We start from the raw sequence: 24,971 nt of genomic DNA, 5'->3' as shown, positions 1-24,971 counted from the left end.
AGCCCATGTCCACGAGCGTCATCACGAGCATGAAACCGTGTCCGCGATCGGAGTCGGAGAGCGAGCAGGCGCTGCCGGCGAGCCCCGATTTTCGCGCGCTCTTCGAGGGGCTCCCGGGGTGTTACCTCGTGCTCCGCCCGGACTTCACCGTCATCGCCGTGAGCGACGCCTACGTTCAGGCCACGAGCACCCGGCGCGAGGAGCTCCTGGGCCGCGACATCTTCGATGCCTTCCCGGACAATCCGGACGATCCGCACGCGACCGGCACGAGGAACCTGCGCGCCTCGCTCGAGCGTGTGCTCGAGACGCGCGCCCCCGACAGCATGGCCGTGCAGAAATACGATATCCAGCGCCCCGGAGCGGAGGAAGGCGGCTTCGAGGAGCGGTACTGGAGCCCCATGAACTCGCCCGTCGTGGGGCCGGACGGCGACGTCGCGTACATCATCCACCGCGTCGAGGACGTGACCGAGTTCGTCCGCCTGAAGCAGCGTGGGATCGAGCAGACCCGGCGCACGGAGGAGCTGAAGACGCGGGCGGAGCGGGTCGAGGCCGAGGTCTTCCTCCGGGCGCAGGAGATCCAGCGCACGAACGAGCAGCTCCGCGTGGCGAACGAGCAGCTCAACCGGCTCGATGAGCTGAAGACCAGGTTCTTTTCGAACCTGAGCCACGAGTTCCGGACGCCGCTCACGCTCATGCTCTGCCCGATCGACGAGCTGCTGACGATCGCACCCGGCAGCCTGACCGGCAGGCAGCGCGAGCTCGTCGAGCTCGCGCGCCGCAATGCGCGGCGGCTCCTCAAGCTGGTGAACAACCTGCTCGACTTCGCCCGGCTCGAGGCCGCCGGGATGCAGGTCACCTACGAGGCGCTCGACCTGTCGGCGCTGACCGCCGAGGTGGCGAGCGCGTTCCGCGGGCCCGTGGAGCGGGCGGGGCTCCGGCTCGTCGTCGACTGCCCGGCGCTCCCGGAGCGCGTCTACGTCGATCGCGAGATGTGGGAGAAGATCGTCCTCAACCTGGTCTCGAACGCGTTCAAGTTCACGTTCGAGGGCGAGATCGCGATCTCGCTCCGGTGGTGCGGCGACCACGTGCGCCTCGAGGTCAGCGATACGGGGATAGGGATCGACGCCGAGGAGCTCCCCCGGATCTTCGAGCGCTTCCACCGGATCCAGGGGGCGCGCGGGCGGAGCCACGAGGGCTCCGGCATCGGCCTCGCGTTCGTGCGGGAGCTGGTCAGCTTCCACATGGGCGACGTCCATGCGGCGAGCGAGGTCGGTCGGGGCAGCACGTTCACCGTCCGCATCCCCGCCGGATCAGCGCACGTGGCCGCGGAGCGCGTCGGCGCCGAGCGGGAGCTCGGCATGACGGCCGTGACGGTCCAGGCGTTCGTGGAGGAAGCGTCGCAGTGGGTCTCCGGGCCCGCGCCGCCGGCGGAGCTGCCGCTGGAGCCACCGGCGAGCGCAGGACACGCGCGCCCGGCGGAGGGCCCGGCCGGCCACGTCCTGCTCGTCGAGGACAACCGCGACATGCGGACCTACCTCCGGGACGTCCTCGCGACGCGGTGGACCGTCGAGGCCGTCGAGAACGGCGAGGCGGCGCTCTGCGCCGCGCGCGCGCGCGCGCCCGATCTCGTGCTCACCGACGTCATGATGCCCGGGCTCGACGGGTTCGGCCTCCTCGAGGCGCTGCGCGCCGATCCGACGACGCGGCTCGTCCCCGTGGTGCTCCTCTCGGCCCGATCCGGGGAAGCGTCGCGCGTGCATGGCGCCGAGGCGGGCGCGGACGATTACCTCGTCAAGCCGTTCTCGGTCCGCGAGCTGCTCGCGCGGGTCGGCGGGCGCATCGAGATCGCCAGGCTGCGCCGCCAGGTCGACGAGGACGTCGAGCGCCTCCGCGAGAGCGAGCAGCGCTTCCGCTCCCTCGCCGACTGCGCCCCCATGATGATCTGGATGTGCGGGCCCTCCGGCGGGTGCGAGTACGTCAATACCGCGTGGCTGCGCTTCACGGGGCGCTCCCTCGCCGAGGAGCTGGGAGACGGCTGGCTCGACGCGATCCACGCGGACGAGCGCCCGCTCGTCGCGAGCGTGTGCGCCGAGTCGATCGAGACGCGCGAGCCGTTCATGCTGGAATGCCAGATGCTCCGCCGGGACGGCGAGAGCCGGTGGGTCGTGACGCAGGGCGCCCCGCGCTTCGGCGCCGCCGGAGCGTTCCTGGGGTTCGTCGGCTCGTCGCTGGACATCACCGAGCGCAAGCGCGTCGAGGACGCGCTGGCCGACGCGGATCGCCGGAAGGACGAGTTCCTGGCCATGCTCGGGCACGAGCTGCGCAACCCCATGGCGCCGATCTGCGTGGCCGTGGAGCTCCTCCGGCGGCGGAGCCGCGGCGGGCCGCCGGACCGGCACGTCGAGGTGATCGCGCGGCAAACGAGGACCTTGATGCGCCTCGTGGACGATCTGCTCGACGTGTCGCGCATCACCCGGAGGAAGATCGAGCTCCGCAAGGAGCGGGTCGACGTCAAGGCCGCCGTGACGCGCGCCGTGGAGTCGACGCGCGAGCAGATCGAGGCGCGGCGGCACCAGATCCGGCTCGTGCTGCCGGCGGCCGCCGTCCACGTCCTCGCGGACGCCGTCCGCCTCGAGCAGATCCTCGTCAACCTGCTCACCAATGCGTGCAAGTACACGGATATCGGGGGCCACATCGGGATGACGGTCGAGCAGCGCGGCGACCAGGTGGAGCTGCGCGTCCGCGACGACGGGATCGGGATCGCCAGGGAGGTGCTGCCCCATGTCTTCGAGCTGTTCCATCAGGCGGATCGCAGCCTCGATCGGGCGCCCGGCGGCCTCGGTCTCGGGCTGACCATCGTCCGCGATCTGGTCGCCCTCCACGGCGGGAGCATCGAAGCGACGAGCCCGGGGCCAGGGCAAGGCAGCGAGTTCATCGTGCACCTGCCCGTCGCGGCGGACGAGCGCGCACCCGCGGCGGCGGACGAGCGCGCACCCGCGGCGGCGGACGAGCGTGTGCCCGCCGCGGCCGTCGGGGCGACGTCCGCGCCCTCGAAGAACGCGGAGCTGCCGTCTCCGGCGGCGAGAAAGCTCCGCGTCCTGATCGTCGAGGACAACGTGGACGCGGCGAGCACCCTCGCCGACGCCTTGCTGGCCCTCGGGCAAGAGGTGTGGATCGCCGGCGACGGCCCGCGCGCGTTGAAGGCCGCGGCGGAGCATCGGCCCGATCTCGTGCTCCTCGACATCGGGCTTCCAGGAATGGACGGCTACGAGGTGGCGCGGCGCCTCAGGGAGGCCGAGCTGTGCTCGGGCGCGCTCGTCGCGCTCACGGGGTACGGGCAGGCGTCGGACCGCCGCCGCGCCGAGGCGGCAGGGTTCGACGCCCACTTCGTCAAGCCGATGTCGCTGGATGCGCTCGCCGGGGTCGTCGACGCTGCCGCGGCGTCCGGAACCTGTCAGGGCGCCGCGGACGGCGCCGGCGCGAGCCCGAAGACGCGCTCGTGACGGGCGCTCACGTGGCAGCCCATGCACGAGGCGACCCGGCCGGCGGAGGTCACCTCGCCCGCGGGCGTGACCGTGCCGTAGACCCAGCCCGCGTCGGTGCCGGGCGTGTCCGGCGCGACCTTGAGCACCACGTAGGCGCCGGCGAGGCGCGACGCGCGGTAGACGCGATCGCCGTCGCGCAGGATGGGGTCGAAGTGATCCGCGGCGTCCGGCGGCGTGGCGCCGGCGCCCGGGAGGGCGGCCGCCGCGCCGTCCTCCACCAGCTCGGGGACATAGCTCTCCTTGATCAGGACCTGTCCGACCGGCTGGGCGACGGGGGCCTGTCCCTCGGCGAGCGGATAGCGATCGCGGTGCTTGGCGAACACCGAGTAGAGCTTGCGGGCGTGGCCGCCGTCCTCGGCGGCGCTCATCCGGACGCGGCCGGGCAGCGGCATCCGGCATAGCCAGGGCGCCCAGCGGAGCTCGTCGTCGACGCGCCCCCAGGGCTTGTAGTCGCGAAAGGCGGCGGCGATGAGCGGCGCGAGGCGGGGGTCGATCTCGGCCTCGGCGGTGCCCGTCTCGGGCGGCGAGCCCGGCGCATTCGCGGAGGAGGAGGAGACGGGGGCCGGAGGGGGCGTTGCGTTCTCGGCGTCGTCAGGGGTGATGGGCTCGTCCAGGGGGCGGCTGCACCCGGACGCGAGCGCGAGGATCAGGAGCAGGGCGAGGCGCATGGAGCGGATCGTACGATCGGAGCGCAGGAAAGGTCTGCCGGGAAGCACTGTTCCGCGCGACGCGCGATCGCCGGGAACGCTGGCGTCCTCGCACGCGCCGCAGCGCGCCCGCCGGCGGCCGTGGTCATGGCGCGGACGGAGCAGGCCCGGCCGGCGGCGGCGCGGCGCGGGTCGGCTGGCAGCGAGGACAGAAGTAGGTCGACCGCATCATCGTCCCCTGCCGGCGCATCTGGATCGCGGCGCCGCAGTCGTAGCAGGCGTATCCCTCGCGGCCGTACACGCTGACCGGCCTCCTGCGGTCTCCGCCGGCGCGCGTCGTGCGAGTGGCCGCGTAGTGCGCGGTCGGCCCACGGTACGCGCTGGCGGCGTCTCGCGGCTCGACGTTGGCTTGCAGGAGGCGGCGGCCGACGTCGAGCATCGCGGAGAGCTCCTCGTCGGAGTACGCCCGGACCGGGGCAAAGGGATCGAGGCGCGTCCGGAAGAGGAGCTCGCTCTTGTAGATGTTGCCGATGCCGGCGACGACGCGCTGGTCCATGATAGCGACGCCGAGCGGCGCCTCGTCGAGGGCGCGCAGGCGGCGGAGCGCCTCGGCGGCGTCGAAGGCGCCGCCGAGCAGATCCGGGCCGAGGCCGCCGAGGAGGCGGTCGCCGCGCAGGGCGCTCGCGCGGAGCAGGCGCGCGACGGGCGCGCGGAAGCAGACGGCGACATAGCCCGGGACCGCGAGGATGGCCGTCGCCGTCGCCTCGGACCGCTTCCAGCGCTCGCCCTCGCGGTAGAGGTGCCAGGCCCCGCTCATGCGCAGGTGGGTGTGGAGGACGGTCCCCTCGTCGAAGAAGATGAGGAGGTTCTTGCCGCGCGCCTCCACGCGCTCGACGCGGCGGCCGACGAGCCAGCGGCACGGCTGGTCGCTCCGGGGCAGCTCCAGCGCGACGACGCGCGCGCCCGCGAGCGCGGGGCCGAGGGCGGCGGCGATGCGGAAGAGGGTGTCGCCTTCAGGCATGGGCGGTGTCCGGAGGCTCTGGTGCGGACGGGCCGGATCGCAAGGGGCACGGGCGGAAGAGTCAGGGCCTCACCGCATCGCCAGCCTCGTTTCGCGCTCGCCTGAACATGGTTGCTCCCCTCCTCGGTTCGCGGCAGTCGAGCGTCGCGACCCTGGAGAGCCCCTCGATGTCTCACCCGACCTGGTGCCCCGTCGTCCTGCTGGCAGCGTCGCTCTGCGCGCCGTGCCAGGAGCGAGCCTCGCGGACGTCAAGGAGGTCGTGGGTAGCGCAAGCGACCGTCTCGCGGGGCGCGGGCGGCTCCGCTGCGCTCAGGCCGTTCGATCCGCGCGCGCGCTGATCACGTACCCCTTCCGCGCCAGCGCGTGGCGGAACCCGGCTTGCAGGTCCCGGTGCGTCGCGAGCTTGCCGAACTCGATGCCGAGCTCGATGACGGTGCGGGCGATGCTGGGCGAGGCGCCGACGACGCTGCACTCGGCGCCGAGGAGCCCCGCGGCGCGCGTGGCCTGGAGCAGGTGGTTGGCCACCGCGCTGTCGACCGACGTGACGCCCGTGATATCGACGATGACGAACTCGGCGTGGTGCCGCTCGACCGCGGCGACGAGCGACTCGACGAGCTGGGCGCCGCGCGAGCTGTCCATCTGGCCGATGAGCGGGACGACGAGGATGCCCGGGTGGATGGGGATGCTCGGCGTCGAGAGCTCCTGGATGAGCTCGATCAGCCGCCGCTGGGTCTCCAGGAGGATCGACTCCTGGCGCTGCGCGTCCTCGATCTTCTTGCGATCGGTGATGTCCTCGATGAGCCCGAGGAGATAACGGCCCTTGCCCGTGGCGTCCTCCATGGGGACGAACCGGGCGCGGCCGATGCGGTCCCCGAAGCGCTTCGAGGGGACGCGGAGCTCAGGGACCTCGACCGGCACGCCCCCCGCGAGGACGTCGCGGCTCTCCGCGTCGATCTTCGCGGCCAGCGCCTGCGGCAACAGGTCGCTGGCGCGCAGGCCGATCAGCTCTCCTGGCGCGTGGCCATGGAACTCCTCGAAGCTCCTGTTCACCCGCACGTAGCGGAGCTCCGCCGCATCCTTGACGAAGAGCATGAGCGGGAGGTGCTCGACGATGCCGTCGAGGAGGAGGCGCGCGCTCTCGAGCGACGCCGCCGTCGCCCGGCGCTCGGTGACGTCGTCGTAGACCACGGCGGCGCACCGATCTCCCACGGGGAACGACCACGTCGTCATGACGCGCGTGCCCTCTTCCTGGGGGAGGATCACCTCGCTCTCGTCCGTCCCGCCGCCGCGGATCAGCTCCGCCAGGCGCTGAGGAATGCCGATCTGACGGAGGCTGGGGGCGCTCTCGTCCATCGTCCGGCCGAGCATCGACGCGGTGCGCCTGCTGGCGATCCGCTCGGCGGCGCGGTTCATGTAGACGTACCGGAGCGACCGGTCGTCCTCCGGGGCCTCGAGGGCGAGGAAGGTGCAGCCGAGGTGCATGGACTCGACCACCTGCGCGCACCGGCGCTGGTGCTCCTGGGCGCGGCGCTCCCCTCCATCGACGAGGCGGAGCAGCGCGCAGCGGCCGCCGCCGATCGTGCAGGCGAGCCCGCGAAGCACCCACCGCGGCGCGCCGCGGCCCTCGTCCGGGAGGTCGATCTCGGCTCGATCGACCTCGCCCGAGAGGAGCGCCTGGATCCGGGCGACGTCGGCGGCCGCGGGCGCCAGCGACAGGAGCACGCGATCGCCCTCCGGCGACAGCGGCAGGCTCGGCGCCCCGAACCCCGAGAGGAGCCGATCGAGCCGCTCGTTCTTGCACAGGACGGCGCCCCGCGCGTCGATGACGAGCGCGGGGTCGTCCAGGGCCTCGATCAGGAGACGTGGATCGATGTGAAGCGCCTCTGCGCGATCTTCGGCTGTCGTGTGCACGCACCCACCCCGTGAGCTCGACGCGAGGAGGCGAGGGCCGAGCGCGGCCCCCGCTGCTGAACGGTCATAACGGGGCGCATCATCGCTCCGTTCTCGCGCTTCTGCACCCTCCGGGTGAGCAGAGTCGCCGAAAAAGGGAGACGGCGTTCGCGCCGGAGGCGCTCTCCGGTGCCGGAGCGAGCCCGAGCGGCGCTGGAGCCGCGCGCGGGAATCGTCAGCTGGCGGTCACGCTGTCGCGCTTCTCCTGAGGCGGCTGCGGCGCCATGCGCCGGATACAGTAGCTCAGGGCAGCCCGCAGATCGCGCTGCGTCGAGATCGTCGAGAGATCGAGCCCCAGCGCGACCATCGTCTGCGCGACGTTCGGCTTGATGCCGGCGACGATGCCTTCGGCGCCGAGCAGGCGGATCGCCGCCACGAGCTCGATGAGGTGGCTCGCCACCTTCGTGTCCACCATGTCGACCCCGGTCAGATCGAGGATCGCGAAATGGGCTTGTTTTTCCATGATGCGCGCGAGCAGCGCATCCATCACCTCGGCCGTCCGCATGCTGTCGACCACGCCGATCATGGGGAGCGTCAGCACGCCGTTCCACACCTCGATGATCGGCGTGGAGAGGTTGCGGATCACCTCCTGCTGCTTCTCGATCTGAGAGAGCCTGGCCCGCAGCTCTTCCTGCGTGCGCTTCACCGCGGTGACGTCGAGCGAGAACCCGAGCACCGCGTCGACCTCGTCGCGCCCGTTGAGCACGGGGACGACCCAGCTCTCCCAGTGGACGCCGTGCGCCGTGTTGTGGTCATGGGCCATCGCGCCGGCGAGCGCTCCCCGCAAGATGAGGCGGTCTTTCTCGGGATAGAGCTCGAGCAGGTTCTTCCCGAGGAGCTCGCCCCGCGCGAGCCCGGCGGCGTCGAGCCCCTTGCCGTCGTGGTAGATGACGGTCCCCTCGGTGTCGATCGCCCAGAGGACGACCTGGAGGTTGTCTGCCAGCCCGTCGAGGAGCCGCTCCTTGAGGCCCGGCTCTGCAGGGCTGCGCTTGCCGTCGGCGTCGGCCTGCCGCAGCGACCCGTGGATCGTGCCCCCTTCGGGCGCCCGGCGCGCGTTGCACGTCAGACGCCGGTAAGCGCCCTGGGCGTCCATCAGGCGCACATCGACCTGCACCGGCTCTGTCTGCTCCTTCAGCCGGCTCCACGCAGCGGCGAAGTCGGCGCGATCCTCCGCATGGACGAGCGCCGTGAGCGAATTGCCATGCGCTATCCCGGCCCCCAGCGCCTGACGGAGCGCGCCGCTCGCGTGCAGCACATCCCCATCGATCCCCACGATGAAGAGCATCTCTGGACAGGTTGCAAGAAATGTATGCAGCAGCGCTGAAGTAGCGTCCATTTCGCTCGCCATCGTCTCCCTCCCGTATGTCCCCCCACAACAAGATGGCTTGTAACAGAAGCGCATCGCTGTTGGGAAGCCGGGCTCGCAACAGGATGATGTTGGTGCGATGGACAACGCATCGCGTCGCGACGCGACGATCCCGAGCGTCGACGAGACGGTCACGACGCCCGCGCGGCGAAGGAGCATCGACGGCAGGAGCGCGCGCGTCGCATCTCCGGGGTCGTGGATGAGCTCTCCTGCATTGCCGCGGTCAGCGGCGCGGCCGCACCTTGAACCAGAGCTCGAGGTCCACGCGGCCGTCCTTCGGCTCGTCGGTGACGTAGTGCTCGTGGGAGGTGAAGTCGTCGGGCGCGAGGCTGCTCTCCCTGAACCAGCACGAATAGATGCTGCGATATGCCTCTGAAATCCCGGACACCTCGCCGGCATAGCGGAAGACGGCGTAGCGGCCCTCGCTCATCCGGCCGCGGAAGAGCGGGGGCGGCAGCGGGACGGCCTCCGGACAGGGCACGCAGGCGTGGTATCGGCACAGCTCGGGGGCCGTGATCTGCGGGCTGTCGTGCGGTATACCCCAGGCATCCACGGTGTCTTCGCAGAGCCCGAGCTGCCGGGCGGCAGCGATGAGGTCCGACCAGAGGCGCTCGAGGGCCGGGACGTCGTACCCGCTCGGGCTGGCGAGGCATGCGAAGTCGAGCCCGCTCGTGGTCTCGAATCGGACCCGCGCGCTCCACGCCGCCGCCTCGAGGCGCCGCTCGTCGACCGCGCGCTCGGGCGGGAGCGTATAGAGCTTTTCCGGCCGAAAGTCCTTTCCGTAGAGCGACGTCAGCTTCCCGATCGCGACGGGGAGGCCGCGCTCCGGGCTCCGCACCTGCGACGGGCTGCAGCCGAAGTGCGCCGCGAACGCCTTCGAGAAGTTCGACGCGGACGAGTACCCGGACGAGAGCGCCACATCCATGATGCTTCGGTCCGGCTCGTACGCGAGCCGCAGCGCCGACTGCTCGAGCCGCCTCCGGGTGATGAACCGCCCGATCGGCTCGCCGACCGCCGCGTGGAAGACCCGGTGGAAATGGAACTCGCTGAGGCGCGCCGCGCGCGCGACGTCCGCGACCGTGATGGGCCTCTCGAGGTTCGCGGCGATGAAGCGGAGCGCGCGCTCGATCTCGGACCGGTGGGCGGACTCCGTCACGACGACCTCCGCGAGGCGGCGATCGCGACTGCGAGCGGCTTGCCCGGAGCGCGCGGGCCTTCGAATCGCATGGCCGCATTCTAGAACGGCCCCGGCCGGAGAGGCGCGCTCCGGCGCTCCGAGGTCGGGGCGACCTACCCGCTCACCCCCGGCGCGGCTACGCTGGCCGCTCCAGACCAACCCGAGCCGCGCTGCCGATGACCCCCACCCTCGATCTCCTCGACCTCGATGTGTCCTACGCTTACACGCACGCTGTCCGGCTCCTCAGCCTGGACAGGGTGACGCCTTTCTGGCCCGATCTCGGGCTTCGCATCGACGGCGTCGAGGCGGTGAAGGCGGCCGCGCGCCGCTGCGTCCGGGCGGAGATCGCGATCGAGGCGCTGGACGACGAGGAGCGGGACTACGAAGCCATGATCGCGGTGCACATCGCGGCGTTCCTCGCCGACGTGGAGCGCACCCAGGGCACGGCGGCCGCGGCGCAGATCCGCGCGTGGATCGAGGAGCGCTACTTCGTCCTCGACCGGCTGCCGGACTGGCGGACCATGTGGCAGGTGCTCGTCATATGGCTGTCGCGCCGCAAGGAGCACCGCGTCGCGCGCTTCGGCCTGCCGCTCGACAAGATCACCAAGCTCTTCCAGATCGCCCGAGCGTGGGCGGAGGCCGAGGACGCGCTGGATCGGCGCATCGACGAGGCGGAAGCGCTCCCGCTGGAGGGATGGGACGCCGAGGCCTACGCGGCGTACCGCGCCGACGACGCCGACCTGAGCCCCCTCACCGGGCTATCGCAGCACCTGGTCGCGCTCGAGTTCGAGCGCACCTGGGGCGCGATCCGGCGGCTGCTCGGCCCGGCGGAGATGGACGCGCTCGAGCGCTGGGGTCAGGCCGAGGTGCTGGCCCACATGGAGACGATCTCGCCCCACTCGGCGCGGATCCCGCCGGACAGCCGCAGCCTGTCGTGAGCGCGACGCGCGCCGCAGGAGCGCCTCCGTCCCGTGCGCCGGGCCGTGCGTTTTCCAAACAACCCCGAAGAGCTCCCCGCAATTCTGGGTATGAGCACCCACGTTCCTCCCGCGGACGCCACCCGCACCGCTACATGGAATTCCGTTCACACCGCAGCGCTTGAGACGCTCCCGCGCTCGCTCCGGCTCCTGGGGGTCGCCGCGCCCGACATCGACGACCTGGTCCAGGACGTCCTCCTTGCGGCGTACGAGAGCCTGGATCGGTTCGATCCCGACTACCCCGCCTCCGCCTCGCCGCCGCCTCCGCGCGAGGCCGACTCGGCGGTCGATCCGCCGCAGCGGGATGGCCGGCGCCCGCGCGGCACCGCGGAAGCCCGATGGCTCTTCGGGATCGCGTGGCGGAAGGTCAGCAAGCACCTGGAACGCGCCTACCGCCGCCGCGAGGTGCCGGACGGCTTGCACCCCGCGCCGCGCGGCCAGGCCGTCGATCCCGCGCCGAGCAGCGAGCAGCGCGTCGTGGAGCGGGAGCGGCTGGAGCTCGCGATCGACGTGCTGAGCACGATCGCCCCCGAGCGGCGGGTCCTGCTCGTCCTGCACGAGGCCTGCGATGTGCCGATCGTCGAGATCGCGCGCGAGCTCGGCATCAACTACAACACGGCCGCGAACCGGCTGCGCCTGGCCCGTGAGGACTACCGCGCCGCCGTCGCGCGGCTCCGCCCGGACCAGCGGGAGGCGCTGCGCGCGTGCTGGCTCCCGTTCCCGCTGGCGTCGGAGTTTCTGGTGGGCGACGGCGGCGCGAGCACCTCGGCGCAGGCGGCACCGCCGCCGGCGCCTGCGCCGCCTGCGTCACCCGCACCGCCGGCAGCCCCGCTGACAGCGCCTGCGCCGCTTGCGGCACCCGCACCGCCGGCAGCCCCGCCGGCAGCGCCTGCGCCGCCGGCTCCGTCCGGACCGCCGGCACCCCCGCCGCGTTCGCCTGCCACCGCGACCCTGCCACGGAGGCCTGGCCGGATCGCCCTCGCCCTCGGGTCGGCCGCGGCGGGCGTCGCCGGAACGGTCGCCGTGCTGCTCGCCCTCGCGCCGCCGCCGGCCCTCTGGGCTCGCCGCTTCGCGCCCGTGCTGCCCGAGCTGCTGCCCGCGCGCACCGCCTGCCTGGCAGCGACCCCGCCGCAGCAGGCGTCGGAGCCGGGGCCCGGCGCCCCGGTGATCGAGACGCCCCACCGCCCGTGCCCTGCTGCTCCCCGGGCGGTGCCACGGGCCAGGGAGGCCAGCGAGCGCGATGACACGTTCGCGGAGGAGCTGCGGCTGCTCACCGCGGCGCGAGAGCGCCTCACCGCCGGTGATCCCGCCGGGGCGCTCCGGCAGATCGCCGTGCACGAGCAGCGGTTCCCCGGGGGCCAGCTGAAGAACGTGCGGGAGCGGCTTCGCACGGTCGCCCTGGCGCGCGTCGCCGCCCCGGAGCAGGGCGCGACGGGGAGCGAGCCGTCGCGATGAGCGGGCCCTGCGGCAGACCGAGGTTCGGCGCGCGCCTGGCCCGGTGCGGCATCGGTCCGCGCGGGGGCGCGAGGTGGCCGGCGCGCGCCGCCGTCGCGGCGGCCACGGCGGCCATGGTCCTGCTCCGTGTCGCGGAGGGGCACGCCGCGCCGGATCTGCCGCAGGCTGCGATGCGGCTGGAGGTCGTGCGGGGCCCCGGCGCCGAGGGCTGCGCCGGCGAGGCGCTCCTGCGCGCGGAGGTGGCGCGCGGGCTCGGCGGCGATCCGTTCCAGGACGACGCGCCGCGGGTGCTCACGCTCAGCATCGCGCGGGAGGGGCCGGAGCTCACGGCCTCGATGGCCCTGCGCGAGGGCGAGGGCGCGGGCGATACGGCCTGGGCCGAGGGGTTCAGCACCCGGAGCGGCTGCGCGGAGCTGCTCTCCGGCGTGGCCCTCGCGATCGTGGCGCGTATCCTGACCACGCCGGAGCGGGCTCACCCGCCGGCCGAGGTTTCTCCGCCGTCCGAGCGCCCATGGCCGCCCTCGCCGCCGCCGGAGCCAGCGCGCCGGGCCGAGAGGTTACCGGTGCCGACCCCGCCGAAGGCCGCGCCGACCCCGCCGGAGCCGCTGCGGCTCGAAGCGGGGTTCGGGGCGACCCTCGGCCTGGGGATCACGCCGGGGGCCGCGGCCGGGATGACGCTGGCCGTGGGCGTTCGCCGGTCCGGATGGTCGATCGCGGTGGAGGGGCGCGGGCTCTTCTCCCTGGCGCAGGAGGTGGAAGACATGACCATCAGCACGAGGGCCCTCACAGCGGCTGGTGTGGGCTGCCTACGCGACAGCCATCTGTTCGGCTGCGGGGTCGCGACCGTCGGTTTCGTCCGGTTCGTGCCCCGGCATCCGTGGGACATGACGGTGCGCGACAACCGTCTGTTCAGCGTTGGAGCGCGGCTTGGCAGCGCCTGGGCCCTCTCGGACAGGTGGAGCGCGCACGGATACGCCGAGGCCAGCGCGATCGTGGATGACACGGTGCTCCGGCGCCGGGGCCAGCGGCGCGATACCGCTGGATCCGTCACGTGGTCCTCACCTCCGGTCGGCGCGGCCCTCGGACTCGGTGTCACGGCGACGTACTGAACGACCTCGTGGAGCCCGGCTCTCCTCGCCGACGACGTGAGAAATTTCAAAAGGAAACCATAATGCTCAGTGCAATCGATTCTCTCATGAAAGCTGCCCGTTGTGAGCGCGGGCCATCTCTACGTATCTTGTCCGGCATGCGAACCCTCTTCCTCCTGCTCGTAGGATCCCTCTTCTTGCCTGGCTGTGCCGAAGAAGATCCGACCGTCATCGGTCCCTGTCAGCCTCAGGAGTACGGCAACCCAGGTTGCCCGTGGCCCGAGGAGGGCGGCGGCGGGGCCGGCGGCGAGGGTGGTGGGGGCGGCGGCGGGGCCGGCGGCAGCGGCGGGGCCGGCGGCGGCGACGAGACCGCCTGCGCCGGCGATTGCGTCCCACCGGCGCCGCTCGGCTGGTTTGGCCCGGCGCTCCTCTGGTTCGGCCCGCGGGACCAGGTGCCGGACTGCCCCGCCGCCGCGCCGAACATCGGCTACGAGGGGTTCGCCGACCTGGCGCCCGCGCCGCTCGCCTGCGCGGCCTGCCTGTGCGATCCGCCTGACGCGGCGACGGCCTCGTGCCAGCTGCCGCTGGGCTGGTCGGCGCACACGGCGACGGGAACGACGTGTGCTGGCGACCCCGGCAGCGTCGCGACCACCTTCGCCGGGCCCGACGGCTGGGACGGTGCCTGCACCGCCGCGAACGCGATCCCCGCCGGCCAGGACTGCGGCGGGAAGCCGTGCGTGCAGTCGATCTCGATCGACGCGCCGGTCGCGCTGGTCACCGTCTCCTGCACGCCGAGGGTCGACGAGCCTCCGCCGCCGGCGCTCCTCGATCCCTGGCTGACCCGGGCGCTCGCCTGCGTGCCCGGCGCCTACACCGAGTGCCTGGGCGACCGGAGCACCTGCATGCCGTCGCCGGACCAGCCCGGGGTCCCGCCGCCCGGCGGCTTCCTGACGTGCATCTTTCACGAGGGCGACGTGACGTGCGACGCGCCGTACCTCGACAGGCACGTCTTCTACGGCGGCGCCGAGGACACGCGCGGCTGCTCCGAGTGCGGCTGCGGGGCGCTGGAGGGCGCGTCGTGCACCGTCATGGCGTCGGTCTACAGCGACGGCGCGTGCGCGGACCTGCTCGTGTCCGCCGTCGTGAGCTCGACGACGCCGTTCTGCGGGGTCACGCCGCCCGGCGTCGCCCTCGGCAGCAAGTCGGCGGAGGTCGTGGCCGTGGACCCCGGCGGCTGCGCCCCGAGCGGCGGCGAGCCCACCGGCGAGCTGCTGCCGGCCGAGCCGTCGACCTTCTGCTGCCAGGCCTAGGACACCAATCATGTTGAAACCCGGAGAATTTTCACAGGGAGGCGAGGAGGCGGGGAGGAAGAGAGAGAGAAAAAATCTTCTTCTCGCCGTCTCTCGCTCCCCGCCTCCTCGCCTCCCTGTGAAATTCCCGCTTTTTCTCGGGGTTTCAACCCGTTTGTCGCTCTAGGGCCCGCGAGAAGAACAGACGATCATCGCCTCGCGCTCGGCAGAGCAGCTCACCCGATCCGCGAGCTCTCCGCGCTCCTCGTCGCGGAGGGCCGCGCCCAGGGCGCCTGCGAGCGGCCCCGAGCCGACCACCGGCCCCACCGGCTCACGCACCCAGAACGCCATGATCGACCCCGCGAGCGTGCGGCGTCCCTCGGCCCGAAGCCGCTACATGGCGGTGCAGGCCCGGACGTCCGAGGGGCGGCTGTGCGCCACGGAATGGGTGCGCTGCCAGCGAGCGTTCGCGGCGTGACCGCGCGAACCGATTGGCCCCCCATCGATCCCCTGAAAGCGAAGCGAGATTGTCCGCGACCGGCCGCGCGAGTCATCGCTTGCTCCCGACGTCCTGGACATCGCGCACATGCCTTGGCGAGCTCGACGCGCTCGCTCGCGACGTCTGGCCGCAGCCATACACACGGATTCATCGAAGAACGACAGCCTTTCCTGCATCCTCCTGACTGCTTCTTGAGGCAAACGCAAGACACCATCAGATGCCCCTGGGAGCAAGAGCCTATGACCGCAGCAACTCGTCGTCCAAGAACGACCCGCCTCGGCCTCACCCAGCTCATCTCCGCGACGGTACTATCTCAAGCTGGATGCACGATCCTCGATAGAGAACCAAGACCGACGTGCATGGATCCATCCCCCGAGTGCCAAGCGCTGTGTGCACAAGAGACCGTCCGGCCTCAGCCAATCTACTGCGAGAACGCGCTGCTGCTACAAGACCGATTCCTCCTCATACTAGCCACGAATACATGCTATGAATGGCGCGAGTCATCGCAACCCGTCAGCGGCCCCTCGCTAATCATCGCCCCGCAGGATGTCGGGATAACGCCGACCAAGATGGCCCCTGCTACTACTAGAACACCAATCATGTTGAAACCCGGAGAATTTCACAGGGAGGCGAGGAGGCGGGGAGGAAGAAAAAAAAAGAATCTCTCCTTCTCGCCGTCTCTCGCTCCCCGCCTCCTCGCCTCCCTGTGAAATTCCTGCTTTTTCTCGGGGTTTCAACCCGTTTTGTCGCTCTAGCTCACAGCACCCGGAGACTCATCCACACCTCACCAGCTGCGGCTCCGACGACAATCGCCATCAATCCGCAAGGCTCGTCAGATAAAAATGTCACCGAAACCGACAACATGGATTGGATTGGGGTTCGTCGCCGTCGCCGCCTTGGCAGCGTACAACCTGGGAATCATCTCGGCGACGAGCGACAACCGGCCTCAGACGCGCCAGAACGTCAGAAAGAACAAACCCGATCTTCGGTCAACTCTGAGCGCCACCCAGCAAAGGTTGGCCATCTGCGAAGAGACCCGCCAGCGTCGCGACGACCACCCTCACGAGGGAGCGAGGGAGCCCTACAACAGCAGTGACGGCAACCCCACACCTTCACCTGAGCGAGGGCTCTCGAAGCGATGCATCATCGCGATGCAAGCGCAGGATCTGAATATAACGGGCGCGCAGTGCAGGAACCTTAGAAGACATTTCGATGCATACAAGGCAATCCTGGGGAGCAGCACCGTCAGCTGTGAAACCGTCTTGAGCATTCGAGACCTTGCCCGGAGACAGCGCCAGATTTGCGCTCTCATCACAAGAATCAACGAGGAGCCCGGAACCCAGGACGCGACGAGCAACCTTCTCGCCGCCGGCGCGATAGAAGAGGCTTACACAATCAGCAGCAAGTACGGCGACGTCGACATGAACAAGCTGGTAAATAACCCAGCGTGCATTGCCCGCATGCAGGCCGAATAACTCGAATACACTCCTCCGTTCAGGTCGCCGAAACCATCGCCCCGTCGGCCGAACAGGTTAGGTCCGCCATTCCGCGAGTGCCGTTAAAATTTCAATCCGCGACGTTCGACGCATGGAAAGATCATCGAAACCGACAAGATGGCTTGGGTTTGGGGTCGTCGCGATCGCCGCGTCGGCGGCAGCATACAATCTGGGACGCGCCTCGGCGGGGAGCGACGATCAACATCAATCGCACCAGGACGCCGCCAGGAATAACGACTCCGATGTCCGGTCAGCTCTGAGCGTCACCCGGAGGAGGTTGGTCAGCTGCGAAGAGACCCTCCAGCGCCGCGACCACCAACACCAGAAGAGAGAGGGAAAGCCCCATGCTGGCCAAGGCAGTCCCACACCTCCACCTGAGCCAGCGCTTTCAGAGCAATGCGACATCGCATCGCGAGCGACGGAGCTCAACAGGATGGCCGAGAGCTGCAGGGACTTCAGGTGGCAATTCAGTGCGTACGAGGAAATACTGGGCAACGCCACGATCGACTGCGAATCCGTGTTGAGCATTCGAGAATTGGCGAGAGAGCAATTTTGACCTACTCCGCCGTTCTAAGACGCTTCGAAAGCGCATCGCTGCCAGACGTCACGAGCGACGTCCGCGGAATCAACGCAATGGAAAGCGCCTATATGACCAAAGACGAGTACGGCGACATCGACATCGACGAACTCGTAAAGAACCCCGAGTGTATCGCCCGCATGCAGACCGAATGACTCGAACCCATCTCGAGCCACCGTTCATCTCGTGGGAGCCATCGACCCGCTGGCCGAACGGGCGAGGGCCGCCATTCTTGCGCGCGCTGTCAGGTCTTGCAGCATTCACCCTCGCCGCTCCGGCATCAGCGCAAGAGCCAGGGCCCCCAGAGAAATTCCATTGGGACGGCCTCCGTCTCAACGGTATCGTTCAGACAAAGCTCCCCCATCTCGCAAGGCTCGGAGTCACGTACGGCGGCCGAACGGCTCCGGGGGCTGTCCATTCGGTCATGGTGAGCTTCGGGCAGACCGCGAGTCCCACCCGGGTGCTCAATATCGGGTACTTCATCGGCGTCGGCGTGGGCAAGGAGAACATGTCGACGATCGAGGACGAGAAATTGGGGATCCACGGCACGTTCGAGGCCGGACGGTTCCGGGCGAGCGCGGCCACGAGCCTTCAGTTCTACCAATTGATCGGCGCCGTTCTTCCCGTGTTCACCACGACCTTGAGGCCCCAGGGGACCCTTATCCGGACCACACACGTCGACCTGTTCCTCGGTGCAGACGTCAACTCCTTCAATCTCGACACCCAGATCGGACTCACGCTCGGGCCACGATTCAGGGACATGAGAATCTTCGAACGAAGCATCGACGGGCTCTTGTCGATTACGGAGATGAATGCCTGGATCAGCGTTCCCGGACATGGAATCCTCTGGGCGGCCTACGTCGAACCGCGCCTCGGGATCGTCGTCGATCTGGAGCCCGACGAAGGAGACAAGGAAGAAAGGCGCGACCGGATCCGTGAGTACGGGCAGCTCTGATCGGCCGCGCCAGGGACGCCGCTCGCCTTGTCGCGCTCGCTCAGGCCGGTCGCGGCGCGGGGCTCAGGGCGCCGCTCCCTCTCCCTCCCCATCTCCCCTCGCGTCGCTCGCGATCGCCTCGGGCTCCTCCTCCAGCGCCTCCTCGACGGCTTGCCCGGAGGCGGCCCGCGAGAGCAGGCGCGGCGTGACCGACTCGAAATCGTCGCCGTGAAGGTAGTAACCCACCTTCCGGAGCGCCGGGTGCCGCCGCAGGAGCAGCGTCCACAGCCGATCTCTCGCGTCCTCGGCCGCTGTCTTTTCCTTCTTCTTGACCTCCACCCGGGCTCCGGCCGGGGTCAGGTTCTCGAGCAGCCACTCGCTCGTCCGCCGGAGCTTGTCGATCTCCTCCCTCGTGAACGGGTGGAGCCCCTTGAGCGCGGCCGCGTGCTCCGTGAACAGCGCCGCGAGCTCCATCCCGTCCCGCGCCATATCGTATTTCCCCGAGCCGGCCCGGATCTGCGCGACACGCTCCCTGTCGAGGAGGCCACGCCGGGCGAAGAGCTCCGCCTGGGTCAGGAGATCCTCGCGCGGCCCGCCGATCTCCTTCAGCGCCTTGTCGATCTCCTTCGGGCCCGCCGCCCGGGGCAGCGCCTCGCGCGCGGCGAACAGGAGCGCCCGCGCGAGGTCCGGCAGCTCCAGGAGCTCGTCGACCGCGATCCTGGGCAGGTGCTCGCGCACGGCCTTCACCTGCTCCTTCGTGCCGAGCACCGCCGTGACACCGCGCTTCACGTCGACCGCGCTCCCGGAGCCACGTCTGCCTATTCTCCGGCCCCTGGATGCGGCACGGCGCTCTCCGGTGGGCTCAGGGGCAGCTCCACCACGAACGTCGCGCCGGCGCCCGGCTTGCTCTGCACCCGGATGGATCCGCCGTGCGACGCCACGATCGAGCGTGCGATGTAGAGCCCGAGCCCGATGCCGCCGAAGTTGCGCACCGACACAGCGCGCTCGAAGCGCTCGAAGATCCTGCCCTGATCGGCCTCCGCGATCCCGATCCCCTCGTCCCGGATCATGAATTGCGCGCGATCCGCCTGCCGCCGCACGCCGATGAAAATAGGCCCGCCTGCGCCGTACTTCACCGCGTTCGACAGGAGGTTGACGACGACCTGCTCCAGGCGATCCGGATCCCAGTGCCCGACCACGGGCGCTCCCAGATCCAGCTGCGTCGGGCAGCGGGCGTCCGCGAGCTGGGGGCGCATCCGCTCGACGACCTCACGCACCAGCGCCGCCAGATCGACCGGCGCCCGCGTGAGCGTCAGCCGCCCGGCGTTCATCCTCGTGACGTCGAGCAGCTCGTCGACCAGGCGCCCGAGCCGCGACGTCTGGCGGCCGAGGATACGGAACATCGCCTCGATCCGCTCCGGGGGAACGCCCGCGAGCGAGCGGCGGCGCAGCAGGCGCTCGGCCGCCTGCACCTGCATCTGCATCGAGGTCAGCGGGGTCTTGAGCTCGTGAGACGCGACGACGAGGAACTCGTCCCGCCGCTCGATGGCCTCCTGGGCCTCGGTGTAGAGGCGGATATTGTCGAGCACGAGCGCCGCGCGGCGCCCCAGCTCCTCGGCCAGCCGCAGGTCGGCGGGGCCACAGCGGCGCTCGGGCGCCGTCGCCAGCAGGGTCATGACGCCGAAGTACCGGTCGCGCGCGAGCAGCGGAACCCGCAGGAACGCGTGGACGCCGAGCCGCTCCCAGGGCGGCCTGACCCGCGGGTCGAGCGAACGCACCTGCTGCACCAGCGGCTCGGCGCGGCCATCGACCCCCTCGGATCCGGCCGGCGGCGCTCCTGCCAGCGCGCGCAGCGCGTCCTTCAGCGCTTCCAGCTGCTCGCCGGGCACCCCTGCGACGACCGTCGGGCCCGCTGTCCTGTCCGCCGAGAGCACCTCGACGACACACTGATCCGAGAGCTCGGGCACCGGGAGCTGCGCCACGCTCTCGAAGGTCGCGCCGTACCCCAGCGTCATCAGCTTGCGGCTCGCCTCGGCCAGGAAGCGCTCGGCCTGCTCGGCCCGCTTGCGCTCGGTGATGTCGGTGGAGATGCCGCAGAGCACGCCGGGCATCACCCCCTCGCCGAGAGGGAATTTGATCGACAGGAACGTGTGCAGCCCGTCCTCCAGCGGCACCGTCTCCTCCCACTCCATCGGCGCGCCCGTCTCTAGCACCTTCCGCTCGTGCTCGCGGACCATCTCGGCGAAGGGAGCCGGGAAGAGGTCGGCGTCGGTCCTCCCGAGGAGCTGCTCGCTCGGCACGCCCAGGAGGGCGCCGACCTGCCGGTTGGCGAGCAAAAACCGGCCCTCTCGATCCTTGACGTAGACGCTCGCCGCCGAGTTGTCGACGATGGCCTGGAGCATCTTCTGATTGGCCTTGAGCGCCTGTTCCGCCCGCCGCCGCTCGGCGTTCTCCTGCTCCACCTCGGCATAGAGCATCGCGTTCTCCAGCGAGAACGCCGACTGCGAGGCGAGCAGCTCGACGACGCTGAGCCGCCCGGGCGTGAACGCCCCGGTGGCGAGGTTGTTTTCCAGGTAGAGCAGGCCGATGAGCCGAGCCTGGCGCACGATCGGGAGGCACAGCACCGATCTCGCGCGCTTGCGCCGGAAATACTCATCCTCCACGAAGGGGTGCCGGCCGGCGGCGTCGTCGAGCAGCACGCGCTCGTGGCTCCGGCGAACATAGTTGAGGACCGACTGCGGCAACGCGGCCGAAGGCGCCTCGCCCGCGTCCAGCAGCCGCACCGCGCCCCCCGGCGCCTCGATCGCCGCGAGCCAGAGCTGCTCCTCCCGGGCCAGGAGGACACAGCCCTCCTCGGCGCCCGCGTGCTCGACCACGATGCGAAGCAGCACCTCGAGCAGCCGCGAGAGCTTGAGCTCGCCAGAGATGCTCTGCGCGGCCTTCACCACCGACAGGACGTCGAACTGCTCGGCCCGCACGGCGAAGGTGACGGTGGGGGCGATCGGCTTGCGCTCGACGAGGTGAGGGTAGCGCTGATCGAGCTGCTCCACCTTGGCGCGGGCGCCCCAGCGGAAATAGCCGGCGCGGGCGCTTCGCAGGTAGCTGTCGGCGGGCGTCGAGAGGCCGCGCGCGCGGTAGAACTCCGCGGCGAGCTCGCAGGCGATGGCCTCATGCTGGACGAAGCCGCCCTCGCGCGCCGCCGCGATGGCCTGCTCGTAGAGCCGGCTGGCCTCCGGCTCGCGCCCCAGGAGCCGGGCGATCTCGGCGCGGACCAGGGTGTGCTTGTGGAGGAAGTTGTCGGGGCCGCTCCTGGCCCACGCGCCGAGCTGCCGCTCGCACTCGAGGAGCTCCTCGGGGAGCACCCACGGCGCGGATGGCTGCGCCTCGCCCGCGCCCTGCGGCGGGTCGAAGAGGGCCGCGAGCGCGAGCGCGCGATAATAGAAGCTCTCGGCGATGAGCGCGTGCGGACCGACCCTGGCGGGGTGCTCGGCGATCGCGCGGGTCGCCGCCGCGAGCGCCTCTCGGGGAGCGCCGAGCACGAAGAGCGCCTGCGCCTTCAAGCTGTAATAGAAGTCGCGCGCGGCCTCCAGGTGCCCCCCCTGCTCCAGCCGCGCCTCGAAGGCCGGCGGATCCAGCTCGGACCCGTCCGGCATCGAGAAGCGGACCGGCCTCCCGCGCAGCGCCTGGATCATGGCGTGGCCGCCGAGGAGGGCGTTGTGCGCGAACGTGTGGCCGACCCTGCGCACGAAACCGAGGCGCTCTTCGACCTCGTGAAGCACGTCCTCCAGCGGCTCGCCGGCGAGCAGCGGGAACAGCGCGGCCCAGATGCAGTTGAGGCACGCGTTGTTCACATCACCGGACTCGACCGCGGCGGTGAAGCCGTCGCGCGTGGTTGGATACGTCTCTCGGTAGTGGCGTGTCCAGAAGACGACATAGTGTCCGAAGAGGATGACCACCACCGATTTCGTGGTGAGCAGGCCGCTCCTCTGCGCCAGGTCGTAGCCGAGCCTGCCGAACGAATAAGCCTCCTGATATCGCCCGAACCTCGAGCTCATCACCATCGCGAAGGCGGCGTACGCGACGGCGGAGTGCTCGGCGTTGCCGTGGCGCAGGCTGAGCTTGACCATGCGCATGACGGCGAGGTGGTACAGGTTCGGGTCCACGAAGAACGCAGGGAGGGACACGCTCTGCAGCACGCCCATCGTGATCTCGATCCCTGGGTGCGTCATGGGCGGCAGGTGGATCAGGTCCTCGATGGCCCGATTGCCCAGGGCCTTCCAGACGCTCTCGGTCTCCTCCTCGACCTGCGCGTCGGTGGGGTGGAGCGGCAGATCGACGTCGCACGCGCGGAGGCCCGAGAGCGCGATCTCCACCGCGCGGGCGTATTGCCCGCGGGTGGCGTTCAGCGCGACGGCGAGCTCGACGACGGCGGCCGTCTCGTGCCGTGTCCTCGCGCGATCCATGAGCTCTTCCACGCGCCCCTCGGCTTCCTCGAAGCTGCCGGTGATGTACGCGATGTGCGCGCGCTCGAAGGTCAGGCCGTAGGTCAGCTCGTGGCGCGTCTCCCACGAGGCCGGCGCGAGCAGCGAGAGGCCAGCCGCGAAGAGCGCGGCGGCGGACTGGAAGGCCGCGGCCGCCTTGGCCTTCCTGCCGGCGCGGAGGTTCAGCGCGGCGACCTCGTCCCGCTCCGCCTGGGAACGCAGGAGCGCGGCGCCGCGGTTGAGGTGGGCGACGACGTCGAAGAGCGCGTCGTCGCGCTCCTCCGCGCGTCGTGCCCCGAGGAGCAGCCGCCCGATACAGAGGTGCATCTCGGCGAGCTGTCCCGCCGGGATGAGCGAGGTTGCGGCTTGCTGCACCCGGTCGTGGAGGAATCGATAGGCGCCGTCCCGGCGGAGCAGCAGCCCCTCCTGCACGGCCTCCTCGAGCGCGTCGTGGAGCTCCGCCGCCGGACGGCCCGCGACCACCGCGAGCGTGTCGAGCTCCAGGCTGCTGCCGAGGCACGCGGCGAGCGTGAGCGCGTCCCGCGTCGGGCCCGAGAGCCGCTTCAGCTTGCCCGCCATCAGCTCGACGACGTTGTCGGTGAACTCCTTGTCCCGGATCGCGGCGATGTCCCAGCGCCACCTGCCCTCCTCCGCGTCGAAGGTGATGAGCCCCTCCTGGTGCAGCGCGATGAGGAACTGGCGCACGAAGAACGGGTTGCCGCCGGTCTTCTCATAGACGAGCTCCGAGAGCGGCTCGGCCTGCTCTGCCGGCGCGTGCGGCGCGTGGACCGTCTCGGCGACGAGCGCCCCGACATGGGCGGCCGAGAGCGGATCGAGGACGAGCTCGACGACGGCGGCGCCGCGCTTCCGCGCCTCGGCCAGCGTGAGCCGCAGCGGGTGCGCGGGGCCGACCTCGTTGTCGCGGTACGCGCCGATCAGCAGGAGGTGCTCGGACCCGGCGTAGGTGGCGAGCTGCTCGAGCAACTGGAGGCTTCCGGCGTCGGCCCACTGCAGGTCGTCGAGGAAGAGCGCGACGGGGTGGTCCTTCCGGGCGCATGCCGAGACGAAGCGCTGGAGCGTCGCGTGAAGCCGGCTCTGGGCCTCGGCGGGCGGCAGCTCGGGCACGGGCGGCTGCGGGCCGAGGAGCAGCGTGAGCTCGGGGAGCACGTCGGCGAGCAACCTGCCGCTCTCGCCGAGGGCCTCCCGGAAACGCCGTCTCCAGCCCTCGACCTGCTCCTCGCTCGCGCAGAGGATCTCCTGAAAGAGCGCCCGGAACGCCTGATGAAAGGCGCTGTAGGGGACGTCCCTCGCGGCTTGCTCGAACTTGCCGGACAGGAAGAAGCCGCGCTCCCTCACCACCGGCCGGTGCAGCTCGGCGACGAGCGACGATTTGCCGATGCCCGAGTAGCCCGACACGAGCACGAGCTCTGGCCGGCCGCTCGCGACCACGCGTTCGAACACGGCGAGCAGCGCCGTGACCTCGCGCTCGCGCCCGTACAGCCGCTGCGGGACCTGGAACCGGTCGGAGAGATCGCGCCCCCCGAGCGCGAAGGGCGGAATGGAGCCGCTCGCCCGCCATCGGGCGAAGCACTCGTCGAGGTCGTGCCGCAGGCCCGCCGCGCTCTGATAACGCTCCTCGGCGGCCTTGGAGAGCAGCTTGAGCACCACCGCGGAGAGCTGCGGGGGAATCGAGGGGACGAGCGCGTGCGGCGGCCGCGGCGCCTGGGCGATGTGGCAATAGACCCACGCGACGGGATCGCTGGCCTGGAACGGCAGCGTGCCCGTCAGCATCTCGTAGAAGACGACGCCCAGGGAGTAGAGATCGGTCCGCTGGTCGATCCAGCGGTTCATCCGGCCTGTCTGTTCCGGGGCCATGTAGGCCAGGGTCCCCTCGATGAGCCCGACGTGCTCGAGGTGCTGGAGCTCGCGGGGTATCCGGGACGCAATCCCCAGGTCGGTGATCTTCACCTCGCCGGTGGCGGGGTTGAGGAGCACGTTCTGCGGCTTGATGTCCTTGTGGACGACGTTGTGCCGGTGCAGCCCGGCGAGCGCCTCGGCCAGGCGGATGGCGAGGGGGAAGAAGCGCTCGAGCGGCGTCGGCCCGTCGCCATCGAGCAGCCGATCGAGCGACACGCCGCCGAAATCCTCCAGGACGAGCGCCGGCTGTTCGCCGAGCATCGCGAGCCCATGGGGCATGACGATGGCCGTTGTGTCGAGCGCCCGAGCGATCTCGTATTCGTGGCGAAGCCGCTCGGCGGCGCGAGGGCTCGCGTGATCGCGCCGGAGGACCTTGAGCACCACGGGACGGCCGTCGTCCTCGCGCACACCCCGGTAGAGAAGGGTGTCTGAGCCCTCGTAGAGGGTCTCGATGATGGCGTAACGGGACGAAGACCCGTGATCGGACGAGACGGGATTGGTGCCCACGTGAGCCCTGATGCGGGGGATGCGCGACACATGCTGCCATGGTCG

The 24,971-nt window shown here is 70.6% G+C and carries 16 protein-coding genes; 8 read left to right on the top strand and 8 right to left on the bottom strand.

Features of this window, described 5'->3' with window-relative positions; translation table 11 throughout:
- The first annotated feature begins 5 nt into the window (after positions 1–5).
- On the top strand, positions 6–3,503 hold the full coding sequence (locus WMF27_RS17495) for an ATP-binding protein (RefSeq protein ID WP_437767737.1): 3,498 nt from the start codon (positions 6–8) through the stop codon (positions 3,501–3,503).
- Here WMF27_RS17495 and WMF27_RS17490 read toward each other — a convergent pair.
- The 5 genes from WMF27_RS17490 to WMF27_RS17470 form a co-directional block, all read right to left on the bottom strand.
- Positions 3,455–4,213, bottom strand: a complete 759-nt coding sequence (locus tag WMF27_RS17490) for a hypothetical protein (RefSeq protein ID WP_437767738.1) — start codon at positions 4,211–4,213, stop codon at positions 3,455–3,457. The genes WMF27_RS17495 and WMF27_RS17490 overlap by 49 nt on opposite strands.
- Before the next feature lie 124 nt (positions 4,214–4,337).
- Positions 4,338–5,213 carry a DNA-formamidopyrimidine glycosylase family protein gene (locus tag WMF27_RS17485; RefSeq protein WP_437767739.1) on the bottom strand — a complete coding sequence of 292 codons (876 nt, stop codon included), beginning with the start codon at positions 5,211–5,213 and terminating at the stop codon, positions 4,338–4,340.
- Positions 5,214–5,522: 309 nt separating this feature from the next.
- On the bottom strand, positions 5,523–7,124 hold the full coding sequence (locus tag WMF27_RS17480; RefSeq protein ID WP_437767740.1) for a PAS domain-containing protein: 1,602 nt from the start codon (positions 7,122–7,124) through the stop codon (positions 5,523–5,525).
- A gap of 214 nt (positions 7,125–7,338) precedes the next feature.
- Positions 7,339–8,448, bottom strand: coding sequence for a PAS domain-containing protein (locus tag WMF27_RS17475; RefSeq protein ID WP_437944306.1), 1,110 nt, complete (start codon positions 8,446–8,448; stop codon positions 7,339–7,341).
- A gap of 304 nt (positions 8,449–8,752) precedes the next feature.
- The gene (locus WMF27_RS17470; protein ID WP_437767742.1) at positions 8,753–9,685 is read right to left on the bottom strand and encodes an AraC family transcriptional regulator; all 933 of its coding nucleotides are present in this window, start codon (positions 9,683–9,685) and stop codon (positions 8,753–8,755) included.
- 197 nt (positions 9,686–9,882) lie between these two features.
- Between WMF27_RS17470 and WMF27_RS17465 the strand changes: the two genes are divergently transcribed.
- The 4 genes from WMF27_RS17465 (at position 9,883) to WMF27_RS17450 (ending at position 14,536) form a co-directional block, all read left to right on the top strand.
- Positions 9,883–10,644, top strand: coding sequence for a hypothetical protein (locus tag WMF27_RS17465; RefSeq protein ID WP_437767743.1), 762 nt, complete (start codon positions 9,883–9,885; stop codon positions 10,642–10,644).
- A gap of 90 nt (positions 10,645–10,734) precedes the next feature.
- Positions 10,735–12,138 (top strand): RNA polymerase sigma factor, encoded by a 1,404-nt coding sequence (locus WMF27_RS17460; RefSeq protein ID WP_437767744.1) that lies wholly within the window; start codon positions 10,735–10,737, stop codon positions 12,136–12,138.
- A complete protein-coding gene (locus WMF27_RS17455; RefSeq protein ID WP_437944304.1) occupies positions 12,135–13,247 on the top strand; it encodes a hypothetical protein in 1,113 nt (370 codons plus the stop codon). The genes WMF27_RS17460 and WMF27_RS17455 overlap by 4 nt, the downstream gene beginning before the upstream one ends.
- A 137-nt stretch (positions 13,248–13,384) precedes the next feature.
- Complete coding sequence (locus WMF27_RS17450; protein ID WP_437767746.1) at positions 13,385–14,536, top strand: hypothetical protein; 1,152 nt, start codon at positions 13,385–13,387, stop codon at positions 14,534–14,536.
- A gap of 162 nt (positions 14,537–14,698) precedes the next feature.
- On the opposite strand, the gene WMF27_RS17445 is transcribed toward WMF27_RS17450, so the two are convergent.
- Positions 14,699–14,866, bottom strand: a complete 168-nt coding sequence (locus WMF27_RS17445) for a hypothetical protein (RefSeq protein ID WP_437767747.1) — start codon at positions 14,864–14,866, stop codon at positions 14,699–14,701.
- Positions 14,867–15,886: 1,020 nt separating this feature from the next.
- On the opposite strand from WMF27_RS17445, the gene WMF27_RS17440 reads away from it, so the two are divergent.
- From WMF27_RS17440 to WMF27_RS17430, 3 genes are all read left to right on the top strand, one after another.
- Positions 15,887–16,489, top strand: coding sequence for a hypothetical protein (locus tag WMF27_RS17440; RefSeq protein ID WP_437767748.1), 603 nt, complete (start codon positions 15,887–15,889; stop codon positions 16,487–16,489).
- 573 nt (positions 16,490–17,062) lie between these two features.
- Complete coding sequence (locus WMF27_RS17435) at positions 17,063–17,242, top strand: hypothetical protein (protein ID WP_437767749.1); 180 nt, start codon at positions 17,063–17,065, stop codon at positions 17,240–17,242.
- Between the two features lie 269 nt (positions 17,243–17,511).
- Positions 17,512–18,042: a hypothetical protein gene (locus tag WMF27_RS17430; protein ID WP_437767750.1), complete on the top strand. Its 531-nt coding sequence runs from the start codon at positions 17,512–17,514 to the stop codon at positions 18,040–18,042.
- A gap of 63 nt (positions 18,043–18,105) precedes the next feature.
- Here WMF27_RS17430 and WMF27_RS17425 read toward each other — a convergent pair whose 3' ends face one another.
- Positions 18,106–18,810 (bottom strand): hypothetical protein, encoded by a 705-nt coding sequence (locus tag WMF27_RS17425; protein ID WP_437767751.1) that lies wholly within the window; start codon positions 18,808–18,810, stop codon positions 18,106–18,108.
- Between the two features lie 29 nt (positions 18,811–18,839).
- Complete coding sequence (locus WMF27_RS17420; RefSeq protein WP_437767752.1) at positions 18,840–24,926, bottom strand: AAA family ATPase; 6,087 nt, start codon at positions 24,924–24,926, stop codon at positions 18,840–18,842.
- Between the last annotated feature and the right edge of the window lie 45 nt (positions 24,927–24,971).

The sequence above is a fragment of the Sorangium sp. So ce281 genome, from assembly GCF_051527395.1.
Taxonomy (GTDB): Bacteria; Myxococcota_A; Polyangia; order Polyangiales; family Polyangiaceae; genus Sorangium; species Sorangium cellulosum_B.
Note: the sequence above shows the minus strand (reverse complement) of the source record. Positions and strands in the feature narration are given on the sequence as shown.

What these genes read in the sequence shown, in the direction of transcription:
- WMF27_RS17460 (WP_437767744.1), top strand. Translation starts at nt 10,735, where the DNA reads ATGAGCACCCACGTTCCTCCCGCGGACGCCACCCGCACCGCTACATGG.
- WMF27_RS17465 (WP_437767743.1), top strand. Translation starts at nt 9,883, where the DNA reads ATGACCCCCACCCTCGATCTCCTCGACCTCGATGTGTCCTACGCTTAC.
- WMF27_RS17430 (WP_437767750.1), top strand. Translation starts at nt 17,512, where the DNA reads ATGGTGAGCTTCGGGCAGACCGCGAGTCCCACCCGGGTGCTCAATATC.
- WMF27_RS17490 (WP_437767738.1), bottom strand. Translation starts at nt 4,213, where the DNA reads ATGCGCCTCGCCCTGCTCCTGATCCTCGCGCTCGCGTCCGGGTGCAGC.
- WMF27_RS17450 (WP_437767746.1), top strand. Translation starts at nt 13,385, where the DNA reads ATGCGAACCCTCTTCCTCCTGCTCGTAGGATCCCTCTTCTTGCCTGGC.
- WMF27_RS17495 (WP_437767737.1), top strand. Translation starts at nt 6, where the DNA reads ATGTCCACGAGCGTCATCACGAGCATGAAACCGTGTCCGCGATCGGAG.
- WMF27_RS17475 (WP_437944306.1), bottom strand. Translation starts at nt 8,448, where the DNA reads ATGCTCTTCATCGTGGGGATCGATGGGGATGTGCTGCACGCGAGCGGC.
- WMF27_RS17485 (WP_437767739.1), bottom strand. Translation starts at nt 5,213, where the DNA reads ATGCCTGAAGGCGACACCCTCTTCCGCATCGCCGCCGCCCTCGGCCCC.
- WMF27_RS17445 (WP_437767747.1), bottom strand. Translation starts at nt 14,866, where the DNA reads ATGGCGTTCTGGGTGCGTGAGCCGGTGGGGCCGGTGGTCGGCTCGGGG.
- WMF27_RS17455 (WP_437944304.1), top strand. Translation starts at nt 12,135, where the DNA reads ATGAGCGGGCCCTGCGGCAGACCGAGGTTCGGCGCGCGCCTGGCCCGG.